This window comes from Loktanella sp. Alg231-35 (genome assembly GCF_900143545.1).
Classification (GTDB): Bacteria; Pseudomonadota; Alphaproteobacteria; order Rhodobacterales; family Rhodobacteraceae; genus Yoonia.
The window spans coordinates 213,505-234,988 of record NZ_FREV01000002.1 but is presented as its reverse complement, the minus strand read 5'-3'; the positions used below and the strand labels follow the sequence as shown (position 1 = coordinate 234,988).

Annotated in this window: 20 protein-coding genes and 3 pseudogenes; 8 read left to right on the top strand and 15 right to left on the bottom strand. The window is 53.2% G+C overall.

The annotated features are described in order from the left end of the window. Positions 1–4: 4 nt before the first annotated feature. The 10 genes and pseudogenes from DHN10_RS04755 to DHN10_RS04710 all read right to left on the bottom strand — a co-directional run bounded on the left by DHN10_RS04755 (position 5) and on the right by DHN10_RS04710 (position 12,513). Entirely contained in the window at positions 5–2,479 is a 2,475-nt protein-coding gene (locus tag DHN10_RS04755; RefSeq protein ID WP_108814102.1) for a calcium-binding protein, read from the bottom strand. Positions 2,480–2,555: 76 nt separating this feature from the next. Further along, the gene (locus DHN10_RS04750) at positions 2,556–2,741 is read right to left on the bottom strand and encodes a hypothetical protein (RefSeq protein WP_108814101.1); all 186 of its coding nucleotides are present in this window, start codon (positions 2,739–2,741) and stop codon (positions 2,556–2,558) included. Positions 2,742–2,781: 40 nt separating this feature from the next. Further along, positions 2,782–4,173, bottom strand: coding sequence for a nucleotide sugar dehydrogenase (locus tag DHN10_RS04745; RefSeq protein WP_234417022.1), 1,392 nt, complete (start codon positions 4,171–4,173; stop codon positions 2,782–2,784). 266 nt (positions 4,174–4,439) lie between these two features. Next, positions 4,440–4,775, bottom strand: a pseudogene (locus DHN10_RS04740) (cupin domain-containing protein); the annotation flags it as partial. Positions 4,776–5,002: 227 nt separating this feature from the next. Then, on the bottom strand, positions 5,003–6,238 hold the full coding sequence (locus DHN10_RS04735) for a glycosyltransferase (RefSeq protein WP_234417066.1): 1,236 nt from the start codon (positions 6,236–6,238) through the stop codon (positions 5,003–5,005). Between the two features lie 356 nt (positions 6,239–6,594). Then, positions 6,595–7,986 carry an HlyD family secretion protein gene (locus tag DHN10_RS04730; protein WP_108814098.1) on the bottom strand — a complete coding sequence of 464 codons (1,392 nt, stop codon included), beginning with the start codon at positions 7,984–7,986 and terminating at the stop codon, positions 6,595–6,597. Between the two features lie 161 nt (positions 7,987–8,147). Continuing rightward, positions 8,148–9,479 (bottom strand): alginate O-acetyltransferase AlgX-related protein, encoded by a 1,332-nt coding sequence (locus DHN10_RS04725; protein WP_108814097.1) that lies wholly within the window; start codon positions 9,477–9,479, stop codon positions 8,148–8,150. Further along, entirely contained in the window at positions 9,476–10,507 is a 1,032-nt protein-coding gene (locus tag DHN10_RS04720; protein WP_159086918.1) for an alginate O-acetyltransferase AlgX-related protein, read from the bottom strand. The genes DHN10_RS04725 and DHN10_RS04720 overlap by 4 nt, the downstream gene beginning before the upstream one ends. A gap of 10 nt (positions 10,508–10,517) precedes the next feature. Continuing rightward, the gene (locus tag DHN10_RS04715) at positions 10,518–11,783 is read right to left on the bottom strand and encodes an MBOAT family O-acyltransferase (protein WP_234417020.1); all 1,266 of its coding nucleotides are present in this window, start codon (positions 11,781–11,783) and stop codon (positions 10,518–10,520) included. Positions 11,784–11,919: 136 nt separating this feature from the next. Next, a complete protein-coding gene (locus DHN10_RS04710; protein ID WP_108814094.1) occupies positions 11,920–12,513 on the bottom strand; it encodes an alginate O-acetyltransferase AlgF in 594 nt (197 codons plus the stop codon). A 138-nt stretch (positions 12,514–12,651) separates the two neighbouring features. On the opposite strand from DHN10_RS04710, the pseudogene DHN10_RS19975 reads away from it, so the two are divergent. The 4 genes and pseudogenes from DHN10_RS19975 to DHN10_RS04690 all read left to right on the top strand — a co-directional run. Then, positions 12,652–12,819: pseudogene (locus DHN10_RS19975) on the top strand (transposase); the annotation flags it as partial. Beyond that, a pseudogene (locus DHN10_RS04700) lies at positions 12,819–13,128 on the top strand (DNA/RNA nuclease SfsA); the annotation flags it as partial. The pseudogenes DHN10_RS19975 and DHN10_RS04700, both read left to right, overlap by 1 nt. A 54-nt stretch (positions 13,129–13,182) precedes the next feature. Continuing rightward, positions 13,183–13,995, top strand: a complete 813-nt coding sequence (gene map, locus DHN10_RS04695) for a type I methionyl aminopeptidase (protein WP_234417018.1) — start codon at positions 13,183–13,185, stop codon at positions 13,993–13,995. 123 nt (positions 13,996–14,118) lie between these two features. Continuing rightward, the gene (locus DHN10_RS04690; protein ID WP_373456664.1) at positions 14,119–15,162 is read left to right on the top strand and encodes a TRAP transporter substrate-binding protein; all 1,044 of its coding nucleotides are present in this window, start codon (positions 14,119–14,121) and stop codon (positions 15,160–15,162) included. A gap of 36 nt (positions 15,163–15,198) precedes the next feature. Here DHN10_RS04690 and DHN10_RS04685 read toward each other — a convergent pair whose 3' ends face one another. After that, a complete protein-coding gene (locus DHN10_RS04685) occupies positions 15,199–16,197 on the bottom strand; it encodes a polyprenyl synthetase family protein (protein ID WP_108814507.1) in 999 nt (332 codons plus the stop codon). Between the two features lie 55 nt (positions 16,198–16,252). Between DHN10_RS04685 and DHN10_RS04680 the strand changes: the two genes are divergently transcribed. The 3 genes from DHN10_RS04680 to DHN10_RS04670 all read left to right on the top strand — a co-directional run bounded on the left by DHN10_RS04680 (position 16,253) and on the right by DHN10_RS04670 (position 17,506). Further along, complete coding sequence (locus tag DHN10_RS04680) at positions 16,253–16,471, top strand: putative signal transducing protein (protein WP_108814091.1); 219 nt, start codon at positions 16,253–16,255, stop codon at positions 16,469–16,471. A 34-nt stretch (positions 16,472–16,505) separates the two neighbouring features. Beyond that, positions 16,506–17,219 carry a tRNA1(Val) (adenine(37)-N6)-methyltransferase gene (locus DHN10_RS04675; protein ID WP_234417065.1) on the top strand — a complete coding sequence of 238 codons (714 nt, stop codon included), beginning with the start codon at positions 16,506–16,508 and terminating at the stop codon, positions 17,217–17,219. Positions 17,220–17,338: 119 nt separating this feature from the next. Continuing rightward, a complete protein-coding gene (locus tag DHN10_RS04670) occupies positions 17,339–17,506 on the top strand; it encodes a YdcH family protein (RefSeq protein WP_108814090.1) in 168 nt (55 codons plus the stop codon). A 35-nt stretch (positions 17,507–17,541) separates the two neighbouring features. Here the strand turns inward: DHN10_RS04670 and DHN10_RS19845 are convergent, their stop codons facing one another. From DHN10_RS19845 to DHN10_RS04650, 4 genes are all read right to left on the bottom strand, one after another. Next, positions 17,542–17,772, bottom strand: coding sequence for a hypothetical protein (locus DHN10_RS19845; protein ID WP_199910632.1), 231 nt, complete (start codon positions 17,770–17,772; stop codon positions 17,542–17,544). Between the two features lie 101 nt (positions 17,773–17,873). Further along, positions 17,874–18,599 (bottom strand): acetoacetyl-CoA reductase, encoded by a 726-nt coding sequence (gene phbB, locus DHN10_RS04660; RefSeq protein ID WP_108814089.1) that lies wholly within the window; start codon positions 18,597–18,599, stop codon positions 17,874–17,876. Between the two features lie 79 nt (positions 18,600–18,678). Beyond that, positions 18,679–19,854 carry an acetyl-CoA C-acetyltransferase gene (locus DHN10_RS04655; protein ID WP_108814088.1) on the bottom strand — a complete coding sequence of 392 codons (1,176 nt, stop codon included), beginning with the start codon at positions 19,852–19,854 and terminating at the stop codon, positions 18,679–18,681. Between the two features lie 154 nt (positions 19,855–20,008). Further along, positions 20,009–20,815: an EAL domain-containing protein gene (locus DHN10_RS04650; RefSeq protein WP_108814087.1), complete on the bottom strand. Its 807-nt coding sequence runs from the start codon at positions 20,813–20,815 to the stop codon at positions 20,009–20,011. A 67-nt stretch (positions 20,816–20,882) separates the two neighbouring features. Here DHN10_RS04650 and DHN10_RS04645 point away from each other — a divergent pair, with 67 nt between their 5' ends. Then, a complete protein-coding gene (locus DHN10_RS04645; protein ID WP_108814086.1) occupies positions 20,883–21,479 on the top strand; it encodes a DNA-3-methyladenine glycosylase I in 597 nt (198 codons plus the stop codon). The last annotated feature ends 5 nt before the right edge of the window (positions 21,480–21,484 follow it).

Here is a 21,484-nt window from a genome sequence, read left to right as displayed (position 1 = left end):
TTCTTTAGAACATGAAACCGTCAGAGATTTCATCTAAGAAACTTGTCCCAAGTTCTTGGTGATCAAGCATGACAATCGACGTGCTACCAAGATTAATTACAACAGAGTCTGCGTTTTGATCGACGTTTTGTTCGACCCACTGTGCTTCGGTTTGACCGTTCTCAAGCAAGTTTAGAGCCCGCAGGTCAAGTCGGTCATTTTCACCATTCGAGCGGGTGAAATCCTGAATGGTGTTTTTCTCGCCATCCAGTGCATCTGTTCGGAACACAAAGGTGTCGCTTCCGGCCCCACCCGTGATGTCATCCGCACCGGCACCAGCATAGATTTTGTCACGACCTTCACCACCGTCGATGACGTCATCGCCCTTGTGGGCGTTGATGTAATCGTTTCCTTCACCACCGACGACAACGTCGTCACCAGATCCAGATTTAATACGGTCGTTGCCTTCGCCCGCATACACAATGTCGTTCCCACTACCTGCGTCGATAACATCGTTGCCAAGACCACCGATAATTTCATCGTCGTCTGAGCCTGCATTGATGACATCGTCGCCAGCACCGCCATCGATTGTATCGTTGCCAGTCCCACCGCGGATATCATCGCTGCCATTGCCACCGACAAGAATGTCGTCTTGCTTGCCGCCCGACATTACGTCGTTTCCATCGCCCCCATGAAGTTGGTCAGCACCCGTGCCACCATTCAGCGTGTCGTCGCCGTCACCACCAAAAAGGGTGTCGTGCCCAGCGGACCCATCAAGTAGGTCATTCCCTTCACCACCAGATAACGTGTCATCATCCTCGGGCAAAAGGTTACCGAATTGGTCGTAGCGTAGACCACCTTCGTCATAAAACGAGATCAAGCCGTTGCTGATTGCACCCGGCCCTTCGCCCCCATACAGCGCGTCATCACCGACACCACCATCGATGGTGTCACCCAGCGAAGACCCAACAACTTCATCGGATCCAAAACCCCCAGATAGGATATCTTTACCGCCGCCGCCGTTGATCGCGTCATCATAGGTTTTGCTAGGATCAACTTTTGGTGTGAGTTCTGGTGATTTGATTAAAACGCCAACCGACGTGTCCTTGGCTTTGAACGGGTCACTGGCACGTGGATCCATTGCTCCGTCGTTGGAATAAGCCTTTGGCGCGTCCGCAACCAAAATGAGGCCGTATTCTCCGGTCGCTTCATCAACTTGCAGTTTGTAGATTCCACCTGAGGTCCCAGTGGAGTCATCCATGTCGTGATCACCGCCATTGCCACCAGCATAGAGGTTCCCATCGGCGTCCATCATCAACGCCCCAAATGTCAGACTGGGCATGCCCTGCTGAACCGTGCCATTAATATCTGTTGTTGTGACAGGTACTGAAGAGAACGTCGGCGTGCCGCCATTGGCAACTTCAGAGATGTCGATTGTGTACAGCTTTCCTGGCTCACCCTCTTCTCTTGGACGTACAAGGCCATAGAAAGACTGTGTTGCCTCGTCAAAGGCAACATCCCACATCTGATCAGTCACCATGTCCTTTGGGAACTTAAAAGTCGTAGTTACTGGATTGCCGTCAGCATCGAATTGATCAACGTCGATCATGGTCAAACGATCGACACTGGAATGGAATGACCACAGGTTCCCGTTGCTGTCAAAATCAGCGGTCCAAGACCGATAGGGGGTACTGCCAAGGGTATAGTTGTTGCCTTGTGCGTCGATCATCATCAGATCAGCGGAAGCTACCGGGTTTCCAAGCGAGTCTGTCCCGTTGCCGACTGCAATGCCGTAGATCAGGTCATCTTCTTGGTTAAAACCGATGGCGTTAATTTTGACGTTCGTGTCGACACCAGCCTTGGCGTAGGTTTCCGTTTCAACATCGAAAACGTTTAGCGTGCCGTTCATGACTTGGTAGACGTGCGCCTGACCTTCGGCAAAAGCGCTAACGGTGACTTCCTGTGTCCCAATAGATACGGTCTTTTCGTACCAATAGGCTGGGCCATCCATGTTAATGGTAGGACCAGTATCTTGTACGCTGCTTTCGGCGGAACGGAATGTCAGCTCGCCATGGCCGCCAGTACCAGAGAAATCGATAGAATGCGCAGAAAATACCGCGCTATTGGTGTCAAAGCTATCGACGAGTTCGCCATTCCATAACACCTCAACAGCGCCCGAAAGAGACTGCGCACCATAGTTTGTGGCGATGTCGAACGAAACCGTATAGGTCGTATTCGCAGCCGTCTCGACCGTTTGCGTCATGGATGTAGTGCCGTCAGCGTCTGTTTGCACTTGCCATGCGCCGGTTTCACCGAATTCCGCAAAACTGCTGGCACCTTCGGTACCCTCCAGAATGTTTGACGGCTCAAAGTCACCAAATATCGTGTCCGCGCCTGCGGCACCTTCGATTGTATCGTTGCCGGCTAGGCCAACAATCTTATCGGCGTCCGTGGTTCCCTGCAGGACCTCATTCACGTCTGTTCCAAAAATTTCACTCATCTTATGTAGCACCTTTCAAGTTCATCGGTCCGCCTATGGCAGTGATTGGGTTGCTGGCCGTATTGCTTGTTGAGAATTAGCGGCGAAACAAAGAGAACATGATCGTCATCGCCAGGAATGCAGCGATTCCGTTTCGTGAGTAAATCCATAGGATTTCAAGCAAGCTACACCCGCAGAGGTACGCGTCGATCGAGGAGTACACGGCAAAAGATATCGAGATTAGAAGTGCCAGCGGCAGGACGTTGCCGATACGCTTTTCCATCGCAATTTCTGTATTTCGATGTGAAATTCTATTTTTCATATCACCATCCAATGCCTTCTACATTTGGTTGTCCCTGCATGTCTTTATCCAAACGAACAAGGTCTAAGACGGGCTTGTGGGATACACTGGAAAGCGCGTCACGATATGCGCCATTGGCATGCGTCACGATTATTGCGTCAGAGCGACTAACAACGTCGGCGGCGTCATCCACCAACATCTTTGGAAGACTAGACGCTAATGCCTTAAGTCCAGGGCTACCGTGGCGAACATAGCTGAGTTGACCGGCCAGCGGCGTTTCCTTGGTGATTGCTGGGTCGTTCACAACAACGTCGATGCCTTCTTCCTGCAAGGCCGCAATGACCTCCAAAATCGGGCTTTCACGCAGGTCGTCCGTTCCTGGTTTAAATGCTATACCCAAGACGCCCACACGCTTTGCGCCTGTGTCGCGGGCCATTTTGATGGCGGCGCCAATATGTGCACGGTTGGATTGACCCAGTGATTGGATCAATGGCAGGTCAACACCAATGTTTTCGGCAATATGTGCAACTGCACGGACTTCCTTCGGAAGGCACGAACCGCCAAAGGCAAATCCGGGCTTTAGGTAGTATGGGCCAAGGTTCAGTTTTGTGTCCTGAACGAAAATGTCCATTACATCATGGCTGTCAACGCCAAGCGGTTTACAAAGACGGCCAACTTCGTTGGCGAAGGTCACTTTTGTCGCGTGCCAAACGTTATCGATGTATTTCACCATTTCCGCGGTTTCGACCGAGGTGACGATGACATTTTCATCCACCGCACTATAGATCTTGTGCATGATGTTCTGAGAGCGTTTGTCGGTTACACCAACGACGGTCTTAGGTGGTGCGTAAAAATCTTCGACTGCCACGCCTTCGCGTAAGAACTCTGGGTTAAAGCAAACACCAAAATCCACTCCAACCTTTTTGCCTGACACTTCTTCAATTACTGGGGCCATCATGCCCAAGGTTGTTCCCGGTGGGATAGAACATCGCATTACAACAACGTGGAATTCGTCTTTCTGTGCCAGACCAGCACCGATAGATCTGGCAGCTGCATCAATATAGCTGAAATCACATCCACCATCTGCCGATGTTGGCGTGCCGACTGAAACAAAGGTCACATCTGAATCAATGACCGCTTGTGTCAGATCAGCCGTCGCCGAAATTAGTCCTTTTTCAACACCTTCAGACAGTAGTTTCCCGAGACCTTTTTCATGAATAGGGGAAACCCCCGACGCGATTTGCTGTGTCTTGTTCGTATCAATATCCACCCCGATCACGGGGTGTCCAAGGCTGGATAAACAGGCAGTGGAAACAGCCCCAACATAGCCAAGTCCTACGACACTGATGCAGGCTTTTTCGACAGCTTCATAAAACGGAACCGCAATTGCATTTGCGGTGTTGATTATTTGCATGTCCATCATTTTTCGGTCTCTCACTTAGTAATTCATTTCTGATGACCAGTTTAAGGAACTGAAAAAAATGCTGTTTTGTGACAAAGGATAGAAAACCAGGCAAAAGGTCGGGCCCATTATTCGTAAGGATAGTCGCCCCTATCCCAACTGCCTTTGTCGCAAAAACAGTGAACCCGCGATCGCCGTCTGTGGGTGATCGCGGGTTTCGATTGCGCGTTCCGTGAGTGACCGATGGCCGCGCAAACCTCCTGAGGAGATGGAGTAGGTTACTGACGCCCGTAGACGTCTTCGTATCTAATGATGTCGTCTTCGCCGAGGTAGCCACCCGTTTGCACTTCGATCAAATGCATCGATGTCACACCTGGGTTTTCCATGCGGTGAACTTCACCCAAGGGAATCCGAACGTATTCGTTTTCACCTAGTAACTTTATGTCGTCGCCAACGGTCACCTTGGCGCATCCAGCAACAACAACCCATGTCTCGGCACGGTGCAGGTGGCTTTGCAAGCTAAGCTTGCCGCCAGGGCGTACTACAATGCGCTTCACCTGAAATCGCTTGCCCATCATTAGGGTTTCATAAAAACCCCATGGCCGTTCACAGCGCTCAACATCGGCGCTCGATTCGACGCCCACGCTCACATCGGCGTCGATCAAATCTAAATCCTGAACCGGCATTGCGGCGTTAGATTCAACCTTCGTCAAGCTTGTCATGTCACTCTCCTTGAAGCACTTTTTATGGAGTCTTTTTGACACGCGGTGGCATTCGTTTCTTGGTCGCGAATGGCTAATTTGACGTGCGGAGGCATATGAATGTTCTCAAAAGGATAGCATTAGAAAAGAATTGGCATCTGCAGCAGTCCAATGTAGATCGCCAGTGCTGTAACGAATGCAACAGCTGTCGTAATCAGCTGAAACTTAGCTGCCGCATTTTGGGTTTTTGCCATTAGGCCTTCGTCGGCAGCCGATGACTGATTGCCCCGATTAGACCACTTCTGTTTGCTAAGATGGAAGATCATAAAGACCTTCACGGATGCATTGATGATCTGGTTGAGGTACAAAATGAACGGCCAACTAAGGTCAACGGTGCGGCTGTAGCGATACAGGAAAAGGCACAGCAGAATGCGGCTGGCCATCACCCAAATCAAACAACTCCAAAGATAGAGCGGATCAATCAGGCTTGCCAAGATGGCTATTGTGGGGCTGACCAACATCGTCCACATCGCAATCCGCTGATCAACTAGACACCACCAAATGAAAGGGTTTACTTTAACTGGCCCTAGAGCAATCGCGCGGCTACCATTGCGGAGCATGTTTCCCGACCAACGGCGAAAGTTTTGGACCATACGACCCAATCCATTCTCTTTGATGACCTCGATGGTGTACACGGTCGCATCTGGCACATAAGTCATTTTCGCGTCACGAGTCAGCATGTGATACCAAGTCGATTTGTCGTCACCAGATAAGAACCGAAACCGCCCCCATAGCCAGTGATCCAGATGATCCGCCTCGATGGTGCGGATGAATTTTTCGGACAACATATGTTGAGCACGAAACACCGACATACGACCCGTCAGCGTTAAAACTTTACCTGCCAAAGCATGGCTTTGCATGGCCAGACGTCTTTGCGCAAATCGCATGCTCAGCCAGCTTTGGATCCATTGCGGACCATAGCAAATGACCTCTTCGTCGGTTGTCAGTGCTTGAAGTTCAGGATCTGCGCCGAACATTGGCAAAACCTTTTCAAGAACGTCACTGCCATAAAGAGCATCACCGTCCATGAAAATCACTAGATCATTGGGATCGACGCCCGCGCGATTGATAGCTCGGACGATCAAACCGATCGCCATGCGTTTTCCTGGTTGGTTCTGACGAATGAACACAAGTTCGGCCAAATCGTCAGGAATATCGGTCGAGTGCGTTTCCACAAAACTACGAATGATCATCTCGTCATAAGAAGACCCGGTGCCAATATAGAGCGTGGTGGGAATGCCTTCGCGCCTAATTTGACCAAGGATCGACCCGATAACCCGTTTGGTGATTGCGGGTTCCTCGTAATAGGTCGTCATTTGGATATGCAATCGACCAGGACGCCAGCCTGACAACCAGAGATCCTGCGCGCGCTGGCGCATTTCCGGCCAAACCATCCGTTGATAGACCTCAGCGCGCGCAGCATGCGTAAACCACCAGCCGAAACGCCAAACCCCAAGCGACCCTAAAACGATCGAAATATGCATCACATCTGGTTGCAGAAAGCGGTTCGGCACAAAGGCCAAAAGCCAACCGATGGCCAAGCTGAGCATCGCCAAGCCCAACAACTGTGAAAGCCGCCATTTCGCAAACCCGTCTCGGACAGGGGTTGTCAATTCGCCAAGGCGAACGGTTAGGTCTTTATCAAATTCGTATTCGGTTTCCGGTGGCAACATCAGTTCGACCTCCAAGGCAGGCGATTTCGCCAATCTTTTCTGGCGCGCAATTGAACCGGAGCATCCTGTTGGAAAGTGACGCGTGCGTCGTCCGCTGTCATGCCAATCAATTCAACAGATACAATTAAACCAAAGGCGTCAGAAATTTCGGCGTCAACGGCCGCTGTGATGTCAGTGATCCGACCTTCAACGGTTCGCGATGACGGGCCATCGTTAAACTGAACGGTTGTTTCCATACCAAGGTAGATCGCGTCACTGCGCGCTTCATTGAGCCACGCTTTGACATACCGCGGTGTGTCTTCTTCTAACTCAATCGCCCGCCTGCCACGGTCAAGAAATTGATCCTCAAATACATCCACAGAGATGACGACCCCATCCGTTGGCGCAACAATGTCACCAGCACTCGTGGCATCTTTTGCGTTGCCAAGATCACGCTTTAAACGTGACCAGCGTGTGCGCAGGTCCTCTGCTTCTCTTTCTAACTGTCGTTCCATTTCAAACAATGGCCCCAAGCGCGTGACTGCGTTGTTGTCGAATTGATTGAGCGCATTCCATGCCTGTTGCGCATCGGCGGTGTTTCCTTGCGCTGCGAAATTCTTGCTGCCTGTGGCACCTACAGATGCGACAAAGCGCTGTCTTAAACCATCGCGTGTTAGCTCAATCTGAGCGCGGTGCAGAGCCAACCTTTGATCTGCCTGAGCAGCAAGTTCCTCGAATTCGTCGGCGTCGGCGCGAATATCATCGACTACGGCATTGCCTTCTGGGTTGCTGAGACGCACGAGCACTTCCCCTTGTTCGACATATTCCCCTTCCTCGACCAAAATCTCGTCGACAAAAGCAGCCTGCGAGGTGTGTAATTCGGCCATTGGGGCAACCACACGGGCATGCTGAAGGTTGACGTGCGACAGTCGATTTAAAATTTGATTACCGACGAGTCCAAAGACCACACCTGCGAAAACGAAATAGAAAACGACGTTCCAAATCACGCGCAAGATTCGTGGACTTTGCTTGGCGCGACCTGCAGTTTCTTCTTCCTCTGTCTCACCCATCGGCACCAGATCAACTGGTGTATCCAAACTGGTGATCATTTGTTCGGTCGAAGCCATCTTCCCGGATAAGATCGACCTATAGAACACGGCCAAGGTTTCGCGCTGTCGTCCGGTTAAATCTTCAAAAAGCAATTCACCTTTTTTGGATCCATCCGTAAAGCGAACGTCGAATTGAATATCGACGCCCTGAAATGGAATGGCCAGTTGCCCCGATTTGGGCAGGATGTCTGCTGAATTGGGAAATGTCAGTCCGTTTAAAGACCACTCTTCAATGGTCGCAACCTCCCCGTTCTCAAGCGAGAGCTTGAGCGGGGCACGGACACTATAAGTAAGGTCCGACATCGGTCGTTCGTGTCTTACACGCACGAGGAAACTCCTGAAGTTGGTCACTGATCGAAGTGATACCCCTAGGAGTTGCGCAAGTGGCGTTCGCAATTGGTTATGAGCAGGCGCAAAAGGCCAAGCCAATATCCTTTAGTATAGAGACCTTATGGGCTCTGCGTTCAGCGCAAATAGGAGATTTGGATTTCCGGATCAACTGCGTCCCGATCCAATTTCAAAGATATCTCTATTATTGCACCATAGTTCCAACCACTTAGGTCAACCCACCAGTCACTTGAGCGACGTTCTAGCGGAATGCGGTTTTTGCGACGCAGTTTCACTGTTTTGGTTGTTCCGTTTTCAAACGTTATCTCGACGTCGAGTTTCAAAAGCTCAGAAGTACCTGTCTCGATACTCAGAAGGTTGGCGTCGATCGGTGAGCTACTTAGATCTACATTCACCGTGTCCGATGAAGTCATACCAACGGATGCGATTGGTGAAACGCCTGCAGTATCGGCACGAAGCGCACCAAGCAATTGACGCAGCTGAGAGGTGGAATTGGGTGATTGGGTATAGGGAAATTCCCAGATCACTGTTTGATGGCCAGCGGTGGCAAGGTCATCGCTAGACACAAAGGCTTCCATAGGGCCAATCATGCCACCACCAGACACAGAATAGTTGAAAATTTCGGCGCCGGTGCTCGCAGCAAGAGCATCAGCAACTTGATACTGATCTCGTTGGTTGCGATCGCTAAAGCTGGTACCCACCAGGGCAATGGATGCGCCAGATATCTCATCCAATAACCCAAGACCCTGCGTTGCAGTCACGGCTGAGAAATCCAAGATGGGCGTGGGTTCAGGTGGATTATCAACATTACAAACTGCTTTGCTGATGGCGTTCAAGGACCCTTTTTCTTCATAGATATCGCTGCTCAAAATTGCAGAAATGTCAAAGACGCCTTCTTCAAAACCTAGTTCTTTTGCCAATGCGAGAGCGCTGGCCGCTGCGCCCGCTGGGGTCCAATGCGTGTCGCGTCGGAAATAGAATGGAACGCCTGTGTCAACTTGCGTTGCGGCGCTCAACAGGTTCGGTACAACCGCTCCAGTTTCGCGCAGCTGTCCAATCATTGTGTTAAAGCTGGCCGCCGCATTAGCTGCATCGAATGCATCGTTCTCTGTCAGGGTCTGAGACAAGACATCCCCACCAGCAACCAAAGGACGCGGCGGCGCGATCATCAATGCAAGTGTAACGCCCCGGTGTTCAAATTCAGAAACAATCTGAGACATCAGATGAACTGCTTCGGCTTTAAGTTCATATGTTTCTGACATTTGGTCGGACGTAAAGATCCACCCGGATTCTGTATCGCTATGGATTGGAGCAAGACGTTGGTATTTTGGCTCCAATGCTTCCGCGATGAGAAGTTCCGGGCACAATGGCGCGGCTTCCAAGGCCATGCTGTGGCAGGCAATGTAGGTTGCACCAATTATGACGTTTGCAGGTGTAAAGAGGGTCATCGATCAAATTCCTCGGTCGCGATGTATCTTTCTGGTATCTCCCAGATGATGAGTTTCGGGGGCGAGCTAAGAAAATCGTCGGACGCGAGGTAGTCCCGCATTGGGTTGAATGGCCCGCGTCCAACTTGGGCTGCATTTAGGACATCGGCCTCAAGGTGTTCTTTAAGAAAACCGGCAAAATTGAACGCTTCCTTGGCGGAGTAACTGGTGCCTACCAAAGTCACCGGGATTTCGACGTCACCGAACAATGACAGACCGGCGTCTTGTGCCGTTGTGACCGGCAAAGAAAATTCATCAGGAGCAAAGCCAATGACGGCTTCAAAGGGCCCAGTTTCGACAAAGGTCATCAGATCACCGCGGAATGGTACCGCATCACGCCATTCGGTCGTGAAGACAGCGCCCGTATTGATGTTCTGATCTGCAAAACTGGCGACTGTGGCCGCGACTTGATTTGCAGCCTCGGGACTCCAATGCGTATCGGTCTTTAGAAATGGTTCAGCGTTGTCGCGAACTTCGGAAAGAACCGCGCGCAAGTCGATAGACGGCAACCCCAGACCGTTCAGTTCGGATAGAACCAAATCATATCGCGCCTCAAGTGCGGGTGTCCGTGCGTGTGGTAGTATATCCGCATAAATGCGTGCCTTATCCGGTACGATCACCAGGATCAGTTTCACGTCCATTGCCTCGAGTGTTTCCAACACCCGAACCACTTCTGTACCTAAGTCGACGTCATTGGCTGGTTGCCTAAACTCTTCGGAGGTGAACAACCAACCATCTTGGGTGTGCACAACTTCACTGTGCGTTTGATTCAAGATTGACAGCTTAGCAGCTGTCCAAACATCTTGTAAGAATTCACCCAGCGGGAAGGTTTCGTTAAACTCCGCTTCAACCGATTTCTGATAGAACCCACCCAAGACAGCCTTATTCTGCTGGACAAAATCCACACGCGAGGCAGCAAGCGTTCCGGCGCAAACCGTCAGGGCAAGCATACCGGTCAGCGCAAAGTTCTCTTTGAATTGCATCAACATCTTACAACCCTCAAAACTGGAAATAAAGAAAGGGTGAGTGGGACCTTGCATTCAACACGATGGTGCAGCAGGCAAATAATAGCGGTGAAACAAGGATCGGGTTAAAAGCAGCACTCCGTGATCTCTTCAAAAGACCTTGCCAAGGCGCGCAAGCGATTAGGGCACCGACAATTAGACCTATGAATTCGATTGGCTGATTGAAGTAGACCGTTGCAGAACTGATCCCAACGCCGTTTCGGCCCGACATACCCACATACATCGTGAAAGCGTCGCCAACCGTTGGTGCGCGAAACATGACCCAGCCAAGAACGACCGCAAGCAGTGTTAGAGGCCAACCTAACCCAACAGGCCATACTGTTCTGCGTGATTTTGAACCAACCATACGTTCAACGGACAAAAGCAAACCATGCCATGCACCCCAGAGGATGAATGTCCAGTTCGCACCGTGCCAAAGTCCACCAAGAGCCATGGTCAGCAGCAAGTTACGGTAGGTTTTGAATGTTCCACCGCGATTGCCGCCAAGTGGGATGTAAAGATAATCGCGCAGCCAATTGGATAGGCTGATGTGCCAGCGGCGCCAAAACTCTGTGATGGACTTGCTGGTGTAGGGCGCATCAAAGTTCTCGACAAAGCGGAAACCAATCATCAGGCCCAAACCAATTGCCATCGCGGAATAGCCGGCAAAATCAAACAACAACTGGATTGAATATGCTCCTGCACCCAGCCACGCCTCGGCCAGCGTTGGCGCTTGAAGAGCAAACATTCTGTCCGCCATCGGCGCAACGGTGTCCGCAATTAGCAACTTCATCGCAAGACCTTGGATGAAGCGTTTGCAGCCAGCAGAAAACACAGCAAACGAATGAATACGATCTTGGAATTGATCCGCTAGGTCCTTGTAGCGCAGTACTGGCCCAGCGATTAGTTGGGGGAACAACGAAGAAAACGCGAGGAAATCAACAACACTGCGCGCTGGTGGCGCATCCTTGCGCGCAACATCGAGAATGTAGCTAATGGATTGGAATGTCAGGAATGAGATACCAATTGGCAGGATGATCTGCGCAACTCCAAACTCTGTTCCGCCAACTGATGCCAGGAATGCGCTAACATTTCCGACAACGAAATAGGTGTATTTGAAATAGCCAAGAATCGCCAAATCGATGCTGACACCAACCCGCACAGCCAACCGTTTGTTTGCCTCGGTTTTCGCCGTGATTGCCCATCCTGCCGCCAAATAGCTAACGACCGAAATCCCGACGACAACCGCAAGGTATTCCACCCGCCACCATCCGTAGAACGCATAACTCGCGACCAAGATCCAAGCAGATCGAAACCTGCTTGGGATCAGATAATAAGCGCTTAGGAAAACAGGCAGAAAGCCAAAGATAAATATGAGAGACGAGAAAACCATTGGATCAATCAGTGATCACAGCGCCGTAGCTGGTTGGCACCATTTCAACGCTGTCATCGGTTACAACAAAGGAGATATCCTCGCCGCGTCTTAGTGAAACATCAAAGCTAGCCACAACCTCAAGATCTGGGCCTCGAACCACACTCAATTCAACACTGATCGGGTTTACAGCCCGCATCCCAACTTTCGCAAATTCAGTATCCCCAATGACTTCGAGTGCACCATCGTTTGCAACGAGGCTGACGCTTTCATTTGTCGCGTTCATAAGCAGCAAATGTACCTTTGAGCTTGAGGTGCGATCAGGCTCGTGAAAAACAACTTCACGGCCTTGTTCATCGACAAACACCGTTGTGAAAGTTGTTTCGGGTGTATTCGACAACAGAGCTGCAGAAATCACGCTATAAGACGGATCTGCTTCTTCAGTTTCAAAATTCCAACCGTAAACATTATTGCCACCCTCTGATGGGGTGCCGAGGAAACGAACTAGGACAGCATCTTGCGGCGCTTCGGCACCATAGAGAGCTTCATCGCTCGCCAAGCCGTAGTTAGCAAAAAACGCTATTGGAACAGCAACAATGGATGGGAACATAAATTTCATAAGGTCACTCCTTTGATAAAGAGGCGTAACCGAATGCTGCGAAGCGACTAATGTGGCAAAGGGTTGGTCATGTATTCAAAAGGATATTTTTAAAGACCAATAGGTGTATTCGAACGGATTTGTTGCACCAATTGCCATACAACCGGGCTCCTCCAGAGCTTGCCGCGGTTAGTTGGGTTGGATTGGGCAGTGCCGGACTTCAGTACCTTGTGTCGACGCCAGTGATCACTGAACGTAAGCCTATCTTATTGTAGCTCCAAGAACCCACGGAATCTTCTGATCGATGGCAAGGGCAACAAAGCCAAGTTGAAGTCAAAAGTGTTACCCTATCCCGGCACCAAAGGTCTGGCGGAATTCCCCGACAGTGTGACCACGCGAGGGGCCAAACATCTGGCCGAACTGGCGCAGATGGTTGCAGAGGGGCATCCCGCGGTCATGTTCTATCTGGTGCAACGGACCGATTGTGCAGAGTTCACTTTGGCCAGCGATATCGACCCGACCTACAAAGCAGCCTTTGATCAGGCAGCGGCGGCCGGTGTCACCGTGCTGGCGCAGGCTTGTCAGATCAGCCCGCGGGCGATCACATTGGGCAAACCACTCCCTTTCCGGGCCTAGAACTCATCGCGGTTTTCACCTATGTGCCCGTTAACAGCAAAAGGACACGGCCCCGTGGAAACGAACAAAGCCCACCTGACCAAAGATGGCATCCGCCTTTATCAACCAGACGATTTTGCCGGTATGGCGAAAGCGGGCGCGCTGGCCGCGCAGATCCTTGATAGTATCGCTGAACATGTCTTTCCCGGCCAATCCACCGGAGAGATCGACCGTCTGATCACCCAGATGGTTGATGAGGCGGGTGCGACCTCTGCCACTATTGGTTATAAGGGCTATCAGCATGCGAGCTGTATTTCGGTCAATCACGTGGTCTGTCACGGCATTCCGGGCGACAAAAAGCTCAAGTCAGGCGATATCCTGAATATTGATGTCACCGTCATTGTCGATGGATGGTTTGGCGACACCAGCCGCATGTATGTTGCGGGCGCTCCGTCGCGCAAGGCAGAGCGGTTGATCGAGGTCACCCATGATGCCCTGATGAAGGGGATTGAGGCGGCAAAGCCGGGCAATACCTTTGGCGATATCGGCCATGCCATTCAGCTGTTTGCCGAAAGCCACCGCATGTCAGTCGTGCGCGATTTCTGCGGGCATGGATTGGGCCGCGTATTTCACGCCCCGCCCAATGTGCTGCACTACGGTCGCCCCGGCACTGGTGCCCGGCTTGAGGAAGGGATGTTCTTTACCATTGAGCCGATGATCAATCTGGGCCGCCCTGAAACAAAGGTTCTGGCCGATGACTGGACCGCCGTGACCCGTGATAAATCACTGTCTGCCCAGTTTGAGCATTCAATAGGTATCACGGCGGATGGCTGTGAAGTCTTTACATTGTCACAAACTGGCAAGTTTCACCCCACATATGGCGTCTAACTCAGGAGGGAAATTCACCCGCGATTTCCCCTCTTGCGAATGACTTGCAACTAAGCGGGCGCTTCCCTATATCAAATGTGTCGCTAGCGGTGACGCCTTTCCCCCCAACTTCCGACGAAAAGGATGCTTGCTATGCACATCTTGAAATCTGCCGCCTTTGCGGCTGTCTTTGGCTTGTCTGCCACCTCTGCGTTGGCCCAAGAGGTCACATTGCGCTTTCAGCATTTTGTGTCGCCCGCCAGCGCCAACCCCACCTATTTCATGCAGCCCTGGGCTGACGCCATCGAGGAACAATCCGAGGGCCGTATCAAGGTCGAGCTTTACCCCTTCATGCAGCTCGGTGGTGCGGCACCCAACCAATACGATCTGATCCGTGACGGTGCGATCGACGGCGGCTGGGTGATCCCCGGTTATCAGCCAAATCGTTTCCCGGAAGCCGAAGCGATGGAATTGCCCTTCATGACAACCAAGTCAGGCGAAGAGGCAAGTGCCGCCGCATGGCAATTCACCCAAGAATTCCTGATGGATGATTTCGCTGATGTCCACCTTATCGCGGCCCACATGCATGGTCCCGGCATTGTTCACAAACGGGGCGCATCCGTGGAAACCGTTGAGGATTTTGCAGGCCTTAAGCTGCGCGGTCCATCGCGCCCGGCGACCCTGCTGCTGGAAGAGTTGGGTGCGACACCCATCGGCATGCCCGTCCCACAATTCCCCGAAGCCTTATCCAAGGGCGTTGTTGATGGCGGCGTGATCACATGGGAAATGTCGCCGTCCCTGAAGCTGAATGAACTGACGGACAGTCACACGGATGTGGCCGGTGATCAGGCGCTTTATAACCTGTATTTCATTTGGGCGATGAACAAGGATGTTTATGAAGGCATGCCCGAGGATTTGCGCGCCATCATCGATGCCAATTCTGGCATGATGGCCAGCAAATGGGCGGGCAGCGCCCATGACACCGGCGACGTAGTGGGCCGCGACCTGATGGCAGCTGACGGCAACGAGATTGCCGAGCTGTCAGAGGCCGAAACGGCGCGGATCATGGCGCTAGGTGCGGATGTGACCACCGCCTGGATCGCTGAGATGGATACCAAAGGCTATGATGGTGCGGCACTGGTCGCGGCGGCACAGACGGCAGTGGCCGACAACCGCGCAGCAGAATGAGCGAATTGGGCCGCCCGTTTGGGCGGCCCAATTTCATCAGGTGACACGCGCCACCACGTAATCCGCCAAATCAATCAGCATTTGCTTAAGCGGGTGATCCGGCACCGCATCCAACGCTGATTTCGCCTTTTCGGCCCAAGCCAGCGCGTTATCGCGCGTGCTTTCCATCGTTTGATACTTCGCCAGTAGGCTGATCGCGCGGTCCAGATCGCCGTCCTCTTGCCGACCTTTTTCAATCGTGCGCACCCAGAACGCACGTTCTTCTGCATCCGCCGCCGCAATGGCGCGGATCACTGGCAAGGTCAGCTTGCGTTCGCGGAAATCATCGCCCACATTTTTGCCTGTGGCCTTCGTGCCACCGTAGTCCAGCAGGTCATCAACTATCTGGAATGAGATGCCGAGCGCATCCCCATAATCATAAAGTGCCTGTTTGGTCGTCCTATCCTGGTTTGCAATTTCACCGCCGACCTCCATGGCCGCCGAGAACAACGCCGCGGTCTTACCGCGCACAACTTGCAAATAAATCGCCTCTGTCGTGGCCAGATCACTGGCAGCCGTCAATTGAAGCACTTCGCCCTCGGCAATAGTCGCCGCCGCATTGGCCAGAATATCAAGCACGCGCATCGAGCCCGTCTCAACCATCAACTGAAAGGACCGGGCGAACAGATAGTCACCGACCAGCACGCTCGACGTGTTGTCCCACAGCAGGTTCGCCGTCGGACGCCCGCGCCTTTGACTGCTTTCGTCGACCACATCATCATGCAGCAAGGTCGCCGTGTGAATAAATTCAACCGTGGCCGCCAGATGCACATGATAGGGGCCGTCATAGCCACACATCCGTGCCGCAGCCAAAGTCAGCATCGGGCGCAGACGTTTGCCACCTGCCTCGACCAGATGTGCTGTCACTTCGGGGATGCGCGGGGCGTGCTCCGAGGCCATCCTTTCGCGAATCAGATCGTTCACCGCTGCCAGATCATCCGCCAAGGCCGCAGCCAGTTTCTCGTGCGGTTTGGTCGCTGCGGTATCAAGGCTCATTGAAGTTTCCGTCATGTGAATAGACATCCGGAATGCGGCGTCTTAGGTCTTGGTTATGAAAGAGCTTTTGCGCACCAACGACCCGACTGTCCTTGCCTTTGCAACCGCCCTGCTGGACAGCGAGGGTATAGACTGGTTCGCCTTCGACGTAAACATGAGCGTCCTTGAAGGTAGCATAGGCATAATGCCGCGCCGGTTGATGGTGCTTGACCGCGATTTGTTCATGGCAGAGGCCGTGATGCGCGACGGTGAGATTGATTTGGGCCGTGACTGACGATTATTCCTGCGATGACTTTCTCGGTGGGAGAATTCGCGTGTTTCAACCACGCAAGGGGTATCGCGCCGGCGTCGATCCGGTGTTGTTGGCAGCAGCGACACCAGCAAAACAAGGCGATACAGTGCTGGAATTGGGCTGCGGTGTGGGCGTCGCGTCACTGTGCCTTGCGGCGCGGGTACCCGACATTCAGGTCACAGGGGTTGAACTTCAAGCTGAATATGCAGCCCTTGGAGAACTGAACGCCCGTGAAAACGGTGCCGATTTCACGGTTGTCCATTCGGACCTGCGCACATTGCCAGCCGACCTGCGCCAGCAGCGATTTAGACACGTTATCATGAACCCCCCTTACTTTGATCGCAGCGCGGGAACAGCAGCAACAAATCAAGGACGCGATCTGGCATTGGGCGGTGACACGCCGCTGACCGATTGGTTGCAGATCGGTGCGCGCCGCGTTGGGCCACGCGGCTATCTGACGATGATCCAACGCATAGAGCGGCTGCCAGAGGTGCTGGGCGCACTTGAGGGGCGCTTAGGTGCGGTCATCGTGCGGCCTATTGCCGGACGGGCGGGCAAAGCACCCGAGCTTTTCCTGCTACAGGCACGGCAGGAAGGGCGCGCCGCGTTTCGGATGGCGCCGACACTGATCATGCACGAAGGTGCGGCGCATAGCGACGATCAGGAAAGCTATACTCCGGACGTGCGCGCCGTTTTGCGCAGCGGCGGCGAATTGCCCATCTGGCCTTAACGAATTGGCAACTTCTGCGCGCGACGATTGGTCACGCACCGAATTGCTGCCCTGCGGCGTGACAGAACGGGGCGGATGTGGTGCAATCAAAAACATCCAAAACCGACAGGAGGACGACCATGAGCTTGAGTTCGCATTTGCAGGAACTGAAGAAGAAACACCAATCCCTCTCGGAGCATGTCGAAGTGATGCAGCGGAGCCCCGCATCAGACGACATCGAAATTGCGAAACTTAAGAAGCAAAAGCTGATGCTCAAGGAAGAAATTACGCGCCTGAGCACACACTAGCACAGATCCTATCGCTCTGGCGGCGGATGACGCTGTCAGAGCAAATCATCCGCGCGAATCAAGCGCCGTCCTTCAGCGAGTTTCTTGGACGTCTGGATTTCCTCTAGCACCCACGCCTCGAATGCCGCGATATGCGGGCGCTTTACGTTGCCTTGCTGGCAGACAAAGTGGGTCGGGACATCGACGTCATCGCGGCCAAAATCGGTAACTCGCAGGGTCGCCAAAAACCGCAGTTCGATTTCCTGATGCGCCTGTTGTTGGTTCACACTTTACCGTTGAAAATTTAGCTGGGGCGATACCTGTCGCTGAACGAAAAAGGGCCACGCCTGATCAGCGGGGCCCTTACTTAACTGTCCGTCAGCTCGGCTTAGACCAGGTACTGACCGCCGTTCGCAGAAAGCGTTGACCCTGTCACAAAGCCCGCATCGTCGGATGCAAGGAAGCATACTGCGCGCGCAATCTCAGAGGCTTCACCAAGGCGGCCTACGGGGATCTGCGGCAGGATGACTTCGTTCATCACTTTTTCTGGGATCGTGCTCATCATTTCGGTGTTGATGTAGCCGGGGGCCACGATGTTTACCGTGATGCCAGCGCGCGCGCCTTCTTGTGCCAGCGACTTGGTAAAGCCGATATCGCCCGCCTTTGTCGCGGCATAGTTGGCTTGCGCGAACTGGCCCTTTTGGCCGTTGATCGAAGAAATCGTCACGATACGACCAAATTTGCGTTCACGCATGCCACCCCAAACGTTGTGCGTCATGTTGAACACACCGTTAAGGTTGGTATCGATGCATTCGTGCCACTGCTGTGGCGTCATCTTGTGGAACGGAGCGTCGCGAGTGATGCCTGCGTTGTTCACCAGAATCTCAACCGGGCCAAGGTCCGCTTCGATCTGGCCGATGCCAGCTTGGCATGCTTCGTAATTGCCGACGTCCCATTTGTACGTCTTGATGCCTGTTTCTGCAGTAAAGGCCGCGGCCTTTTCATCGTTGCCTGCGTATGTGGCGGCAACGTTGCAGCCCGCGTCTTTGAGTGCTGTGGAAATAGCCGCGCCAATACCGCGCGAGCCGCCTGTTACAAGTGCAACACGGGACATGAGTTTCTCCTTCAAGGAATTGCATTGGTAATGTTGTTATCGTTGCGCCGCCTTGGACGCAACAATATTACTGAATGACTTAGGGGCGCTCAACACAAAGTGCGACACCCATGCCGCCACCGATGCACAATGTGGCAAGGCCTTTTTTCGCACCGCGACGCTTCATCTCGAACAGTAGCGTGTTCAAGACGCGACAACCGGACGCACCAATTGGGTGGCCAATTGCGATGGCACCGCCGTTCACGTTCACGATTTCCGGGTCCCAACCCATTTCTTTGTTCACAGCACAGGCCTGTGCGGCGAAAGCTTCGTTGGCTTCGACCAGGTCAAGATCGCCAACGGACCAGCCTGCTTTGTCCAACGCTTTTTGGGATGCATAGATCGGGCCGACACCCATGATGGACGGGTCAAGGCCGGCTGTGGCGTAGGATGCGATACGCGCCAAAGGTTCAATCCCGCGCTTTTCAGCCTCATCTGCGGACATCAGCAATGTGGCTGCCGCACCGTCGTTCAGGCCCGATGCGTTAGCGGCTGTAACAGAGCCTTCCTTGGTGAAAGCAGGGCGCAATTTTTGCATCGCTTCCATGGTGGCGCCGTGGCGAATGTATTCGTCTTTGTCGACGATGATATCGCCCTTGCGTGTCTTCACTGTATAGGCTGCGATCTCATCATCAAAGCGGCCCGCATTTTGCGCGGCTTCGGCCTTGTTCTGAGATGCGACGGCGAATTCATCTTGCATGTCGCGGGTGATCTGGAATTTTTCTGCTACGTTTTCAGCAGTTTGGCCCATGTGGTAGTTGTTGAACGCATCCCACAGACCGTCGCGGATCATGGTGTCGATATACTTCATATCGCCCATTTTCTGACCAGCGCGCAGATGTGCGGCATGTGTCGAGAGCGTCATGTTTTCTTGGCCGCCAGCGGCAACGATTGACGCGTCACCCAGTTGGATGTGCTGTGCGCCCAGCGCCACTGCGCGCAGGCCCGAACCACATACCTGGTTGATACCCCAAGCAGCGGATTCTTGTGGCAGACCGGCATTAATGTGGGCCTGACGCGCTGGGTTCTGGCCTTGCGCGGCCGTCAGCACCTGACCAAGGATTGTCTCGCTCACTTCGGATTTGTCGACACCGGCGCGTTCTACGACAGCTTCAAGCACCGCGGCGCCCAGATCGTGGGCAGGTGTGCTTGCGAATGAACCGCCAAAGCTGCCGACAGCTGTGCGAGCAGCAGATGCGATAACAACGTTCGTCATGGATAGTCCCCTTTGGATTAAAGCCTTGGCCTAAAGGTGCCATTCCCAGCTACATGGTGCAAGGCGGCCCTCACGCCGTTGGCCCGGTCCATAAGGGGTTGGGTGATGCAGGGCAAATCAAATCCCCAAACGCCTGACGCAACGAAAGGCCCGTCTACAACTGTAACGACGGCACGCCAAAGTGGTAGCCTTGCAGGCAATCCACCCCAAGACCCCGCAGGAAAGCGGCCTCGCCTGCTGTTTCAACCCCGTCGGCCACCGCGAACATCTCAAATTGATGGGCGACCGTGATCAACGCCTCTGCCAGGACCTGATTGTCGGAATCATGGTCGATGCCGCGCACGAAACTTTTGTCGATCTTTACCAGATCAAAGAAGAAATCCTTGAGATGCCGGAACGCGGTCATCCCCGCCCCGAACCCATCTAGCGCAAAACACACACCCTTTGGCTGCATCTCTGCCATGAAGCGGATCACGTTTTCATGCAGCAGCATCGCTGATGTCTCACTAATCTCAAAAATCAATCGGTCGCCGGGCTGACCCCGATCCAGCAAACCACGATCCAATATGCGCCGCCATTCACCATCCCCGATAGAACGGGCAGACACATTCACCGAAAGCCGCAATTCGGGATGGGACCGCAGGCATTGAAACGCCAGTTCCAACATGACGCAATCGATCTGCCGCCCCAATCCGTTTTCTTCAACCCGCTGCATGAAATGCGCCGCGGGAATGATCCGCCCCTCTTCATCGGTGAGCCGCACAAGCCCTTCGTGAAAGGCAGTGGTCTGCGGGTTGTTTGTGGTGAACACGGGCAGAAAGGCTAGCTGTGTGCGCCGCGCAGCCAGCGCATCACGCACCATATCCAACACGTCACTATCGCGCGACGCCATGGCGTAAACCAGCGGATCGACAATCGCCCGATCTTCGATTTCGACACGGCTGAGCGTGGTGTTTTGCATTGCGGCGCTCCATACTGACCCCAGCAGAATGGCCCACTCGGGGCTAACAAACGGTTAAGGACAGCAAATGAGCGAGCGTTGTGGCTGGGCCGGGATCGAGCCGATTTATGTCGACTACCACGACACCGAATGGGGCGTGCCCGAGTATGACAGCCGTGCCTTGTGGGAAAAGCTGATATTGGATGGTTTTCAGGCGGGTTTGTCCTGGATCACGATCCTCAAGAAGCGCAACAATTTTCGCGAAGCCTTTGCAGGTTTTGATCCGGATACAATCGCAACCTGGGATGAAGAAGACGTGCAGCGTCTGCTAAAAAACCCCGGCATCGTCCGCCACAGAGGTAAGATTGAGGCCACCATCGGCAACGCCCGTGCCTGGCAAAAGATCGAAGCAGATGTCGGGTTTGATCGGTTCTTGTGGAATTATGTGGATGGCAGGCCGCTGCGCACCACCCTGTCGGACCGGGCCACGATGCCTACCCAGTCGAAGCTCTCTGCGCAGATCTCAAAGGATCTCAAGAAAGCGGGTTTCCGGTTCTGCGGGCCAACAATTGTTTATGCCTTCATGGAGGCGACAGGGTTAATCAACAATCATCTGACAACATGCCCGCGCCATGCACCTTGTGCAGCATCCGCGCGTGATCCCGCAGAGGTATGGCCGACCTGACCGAA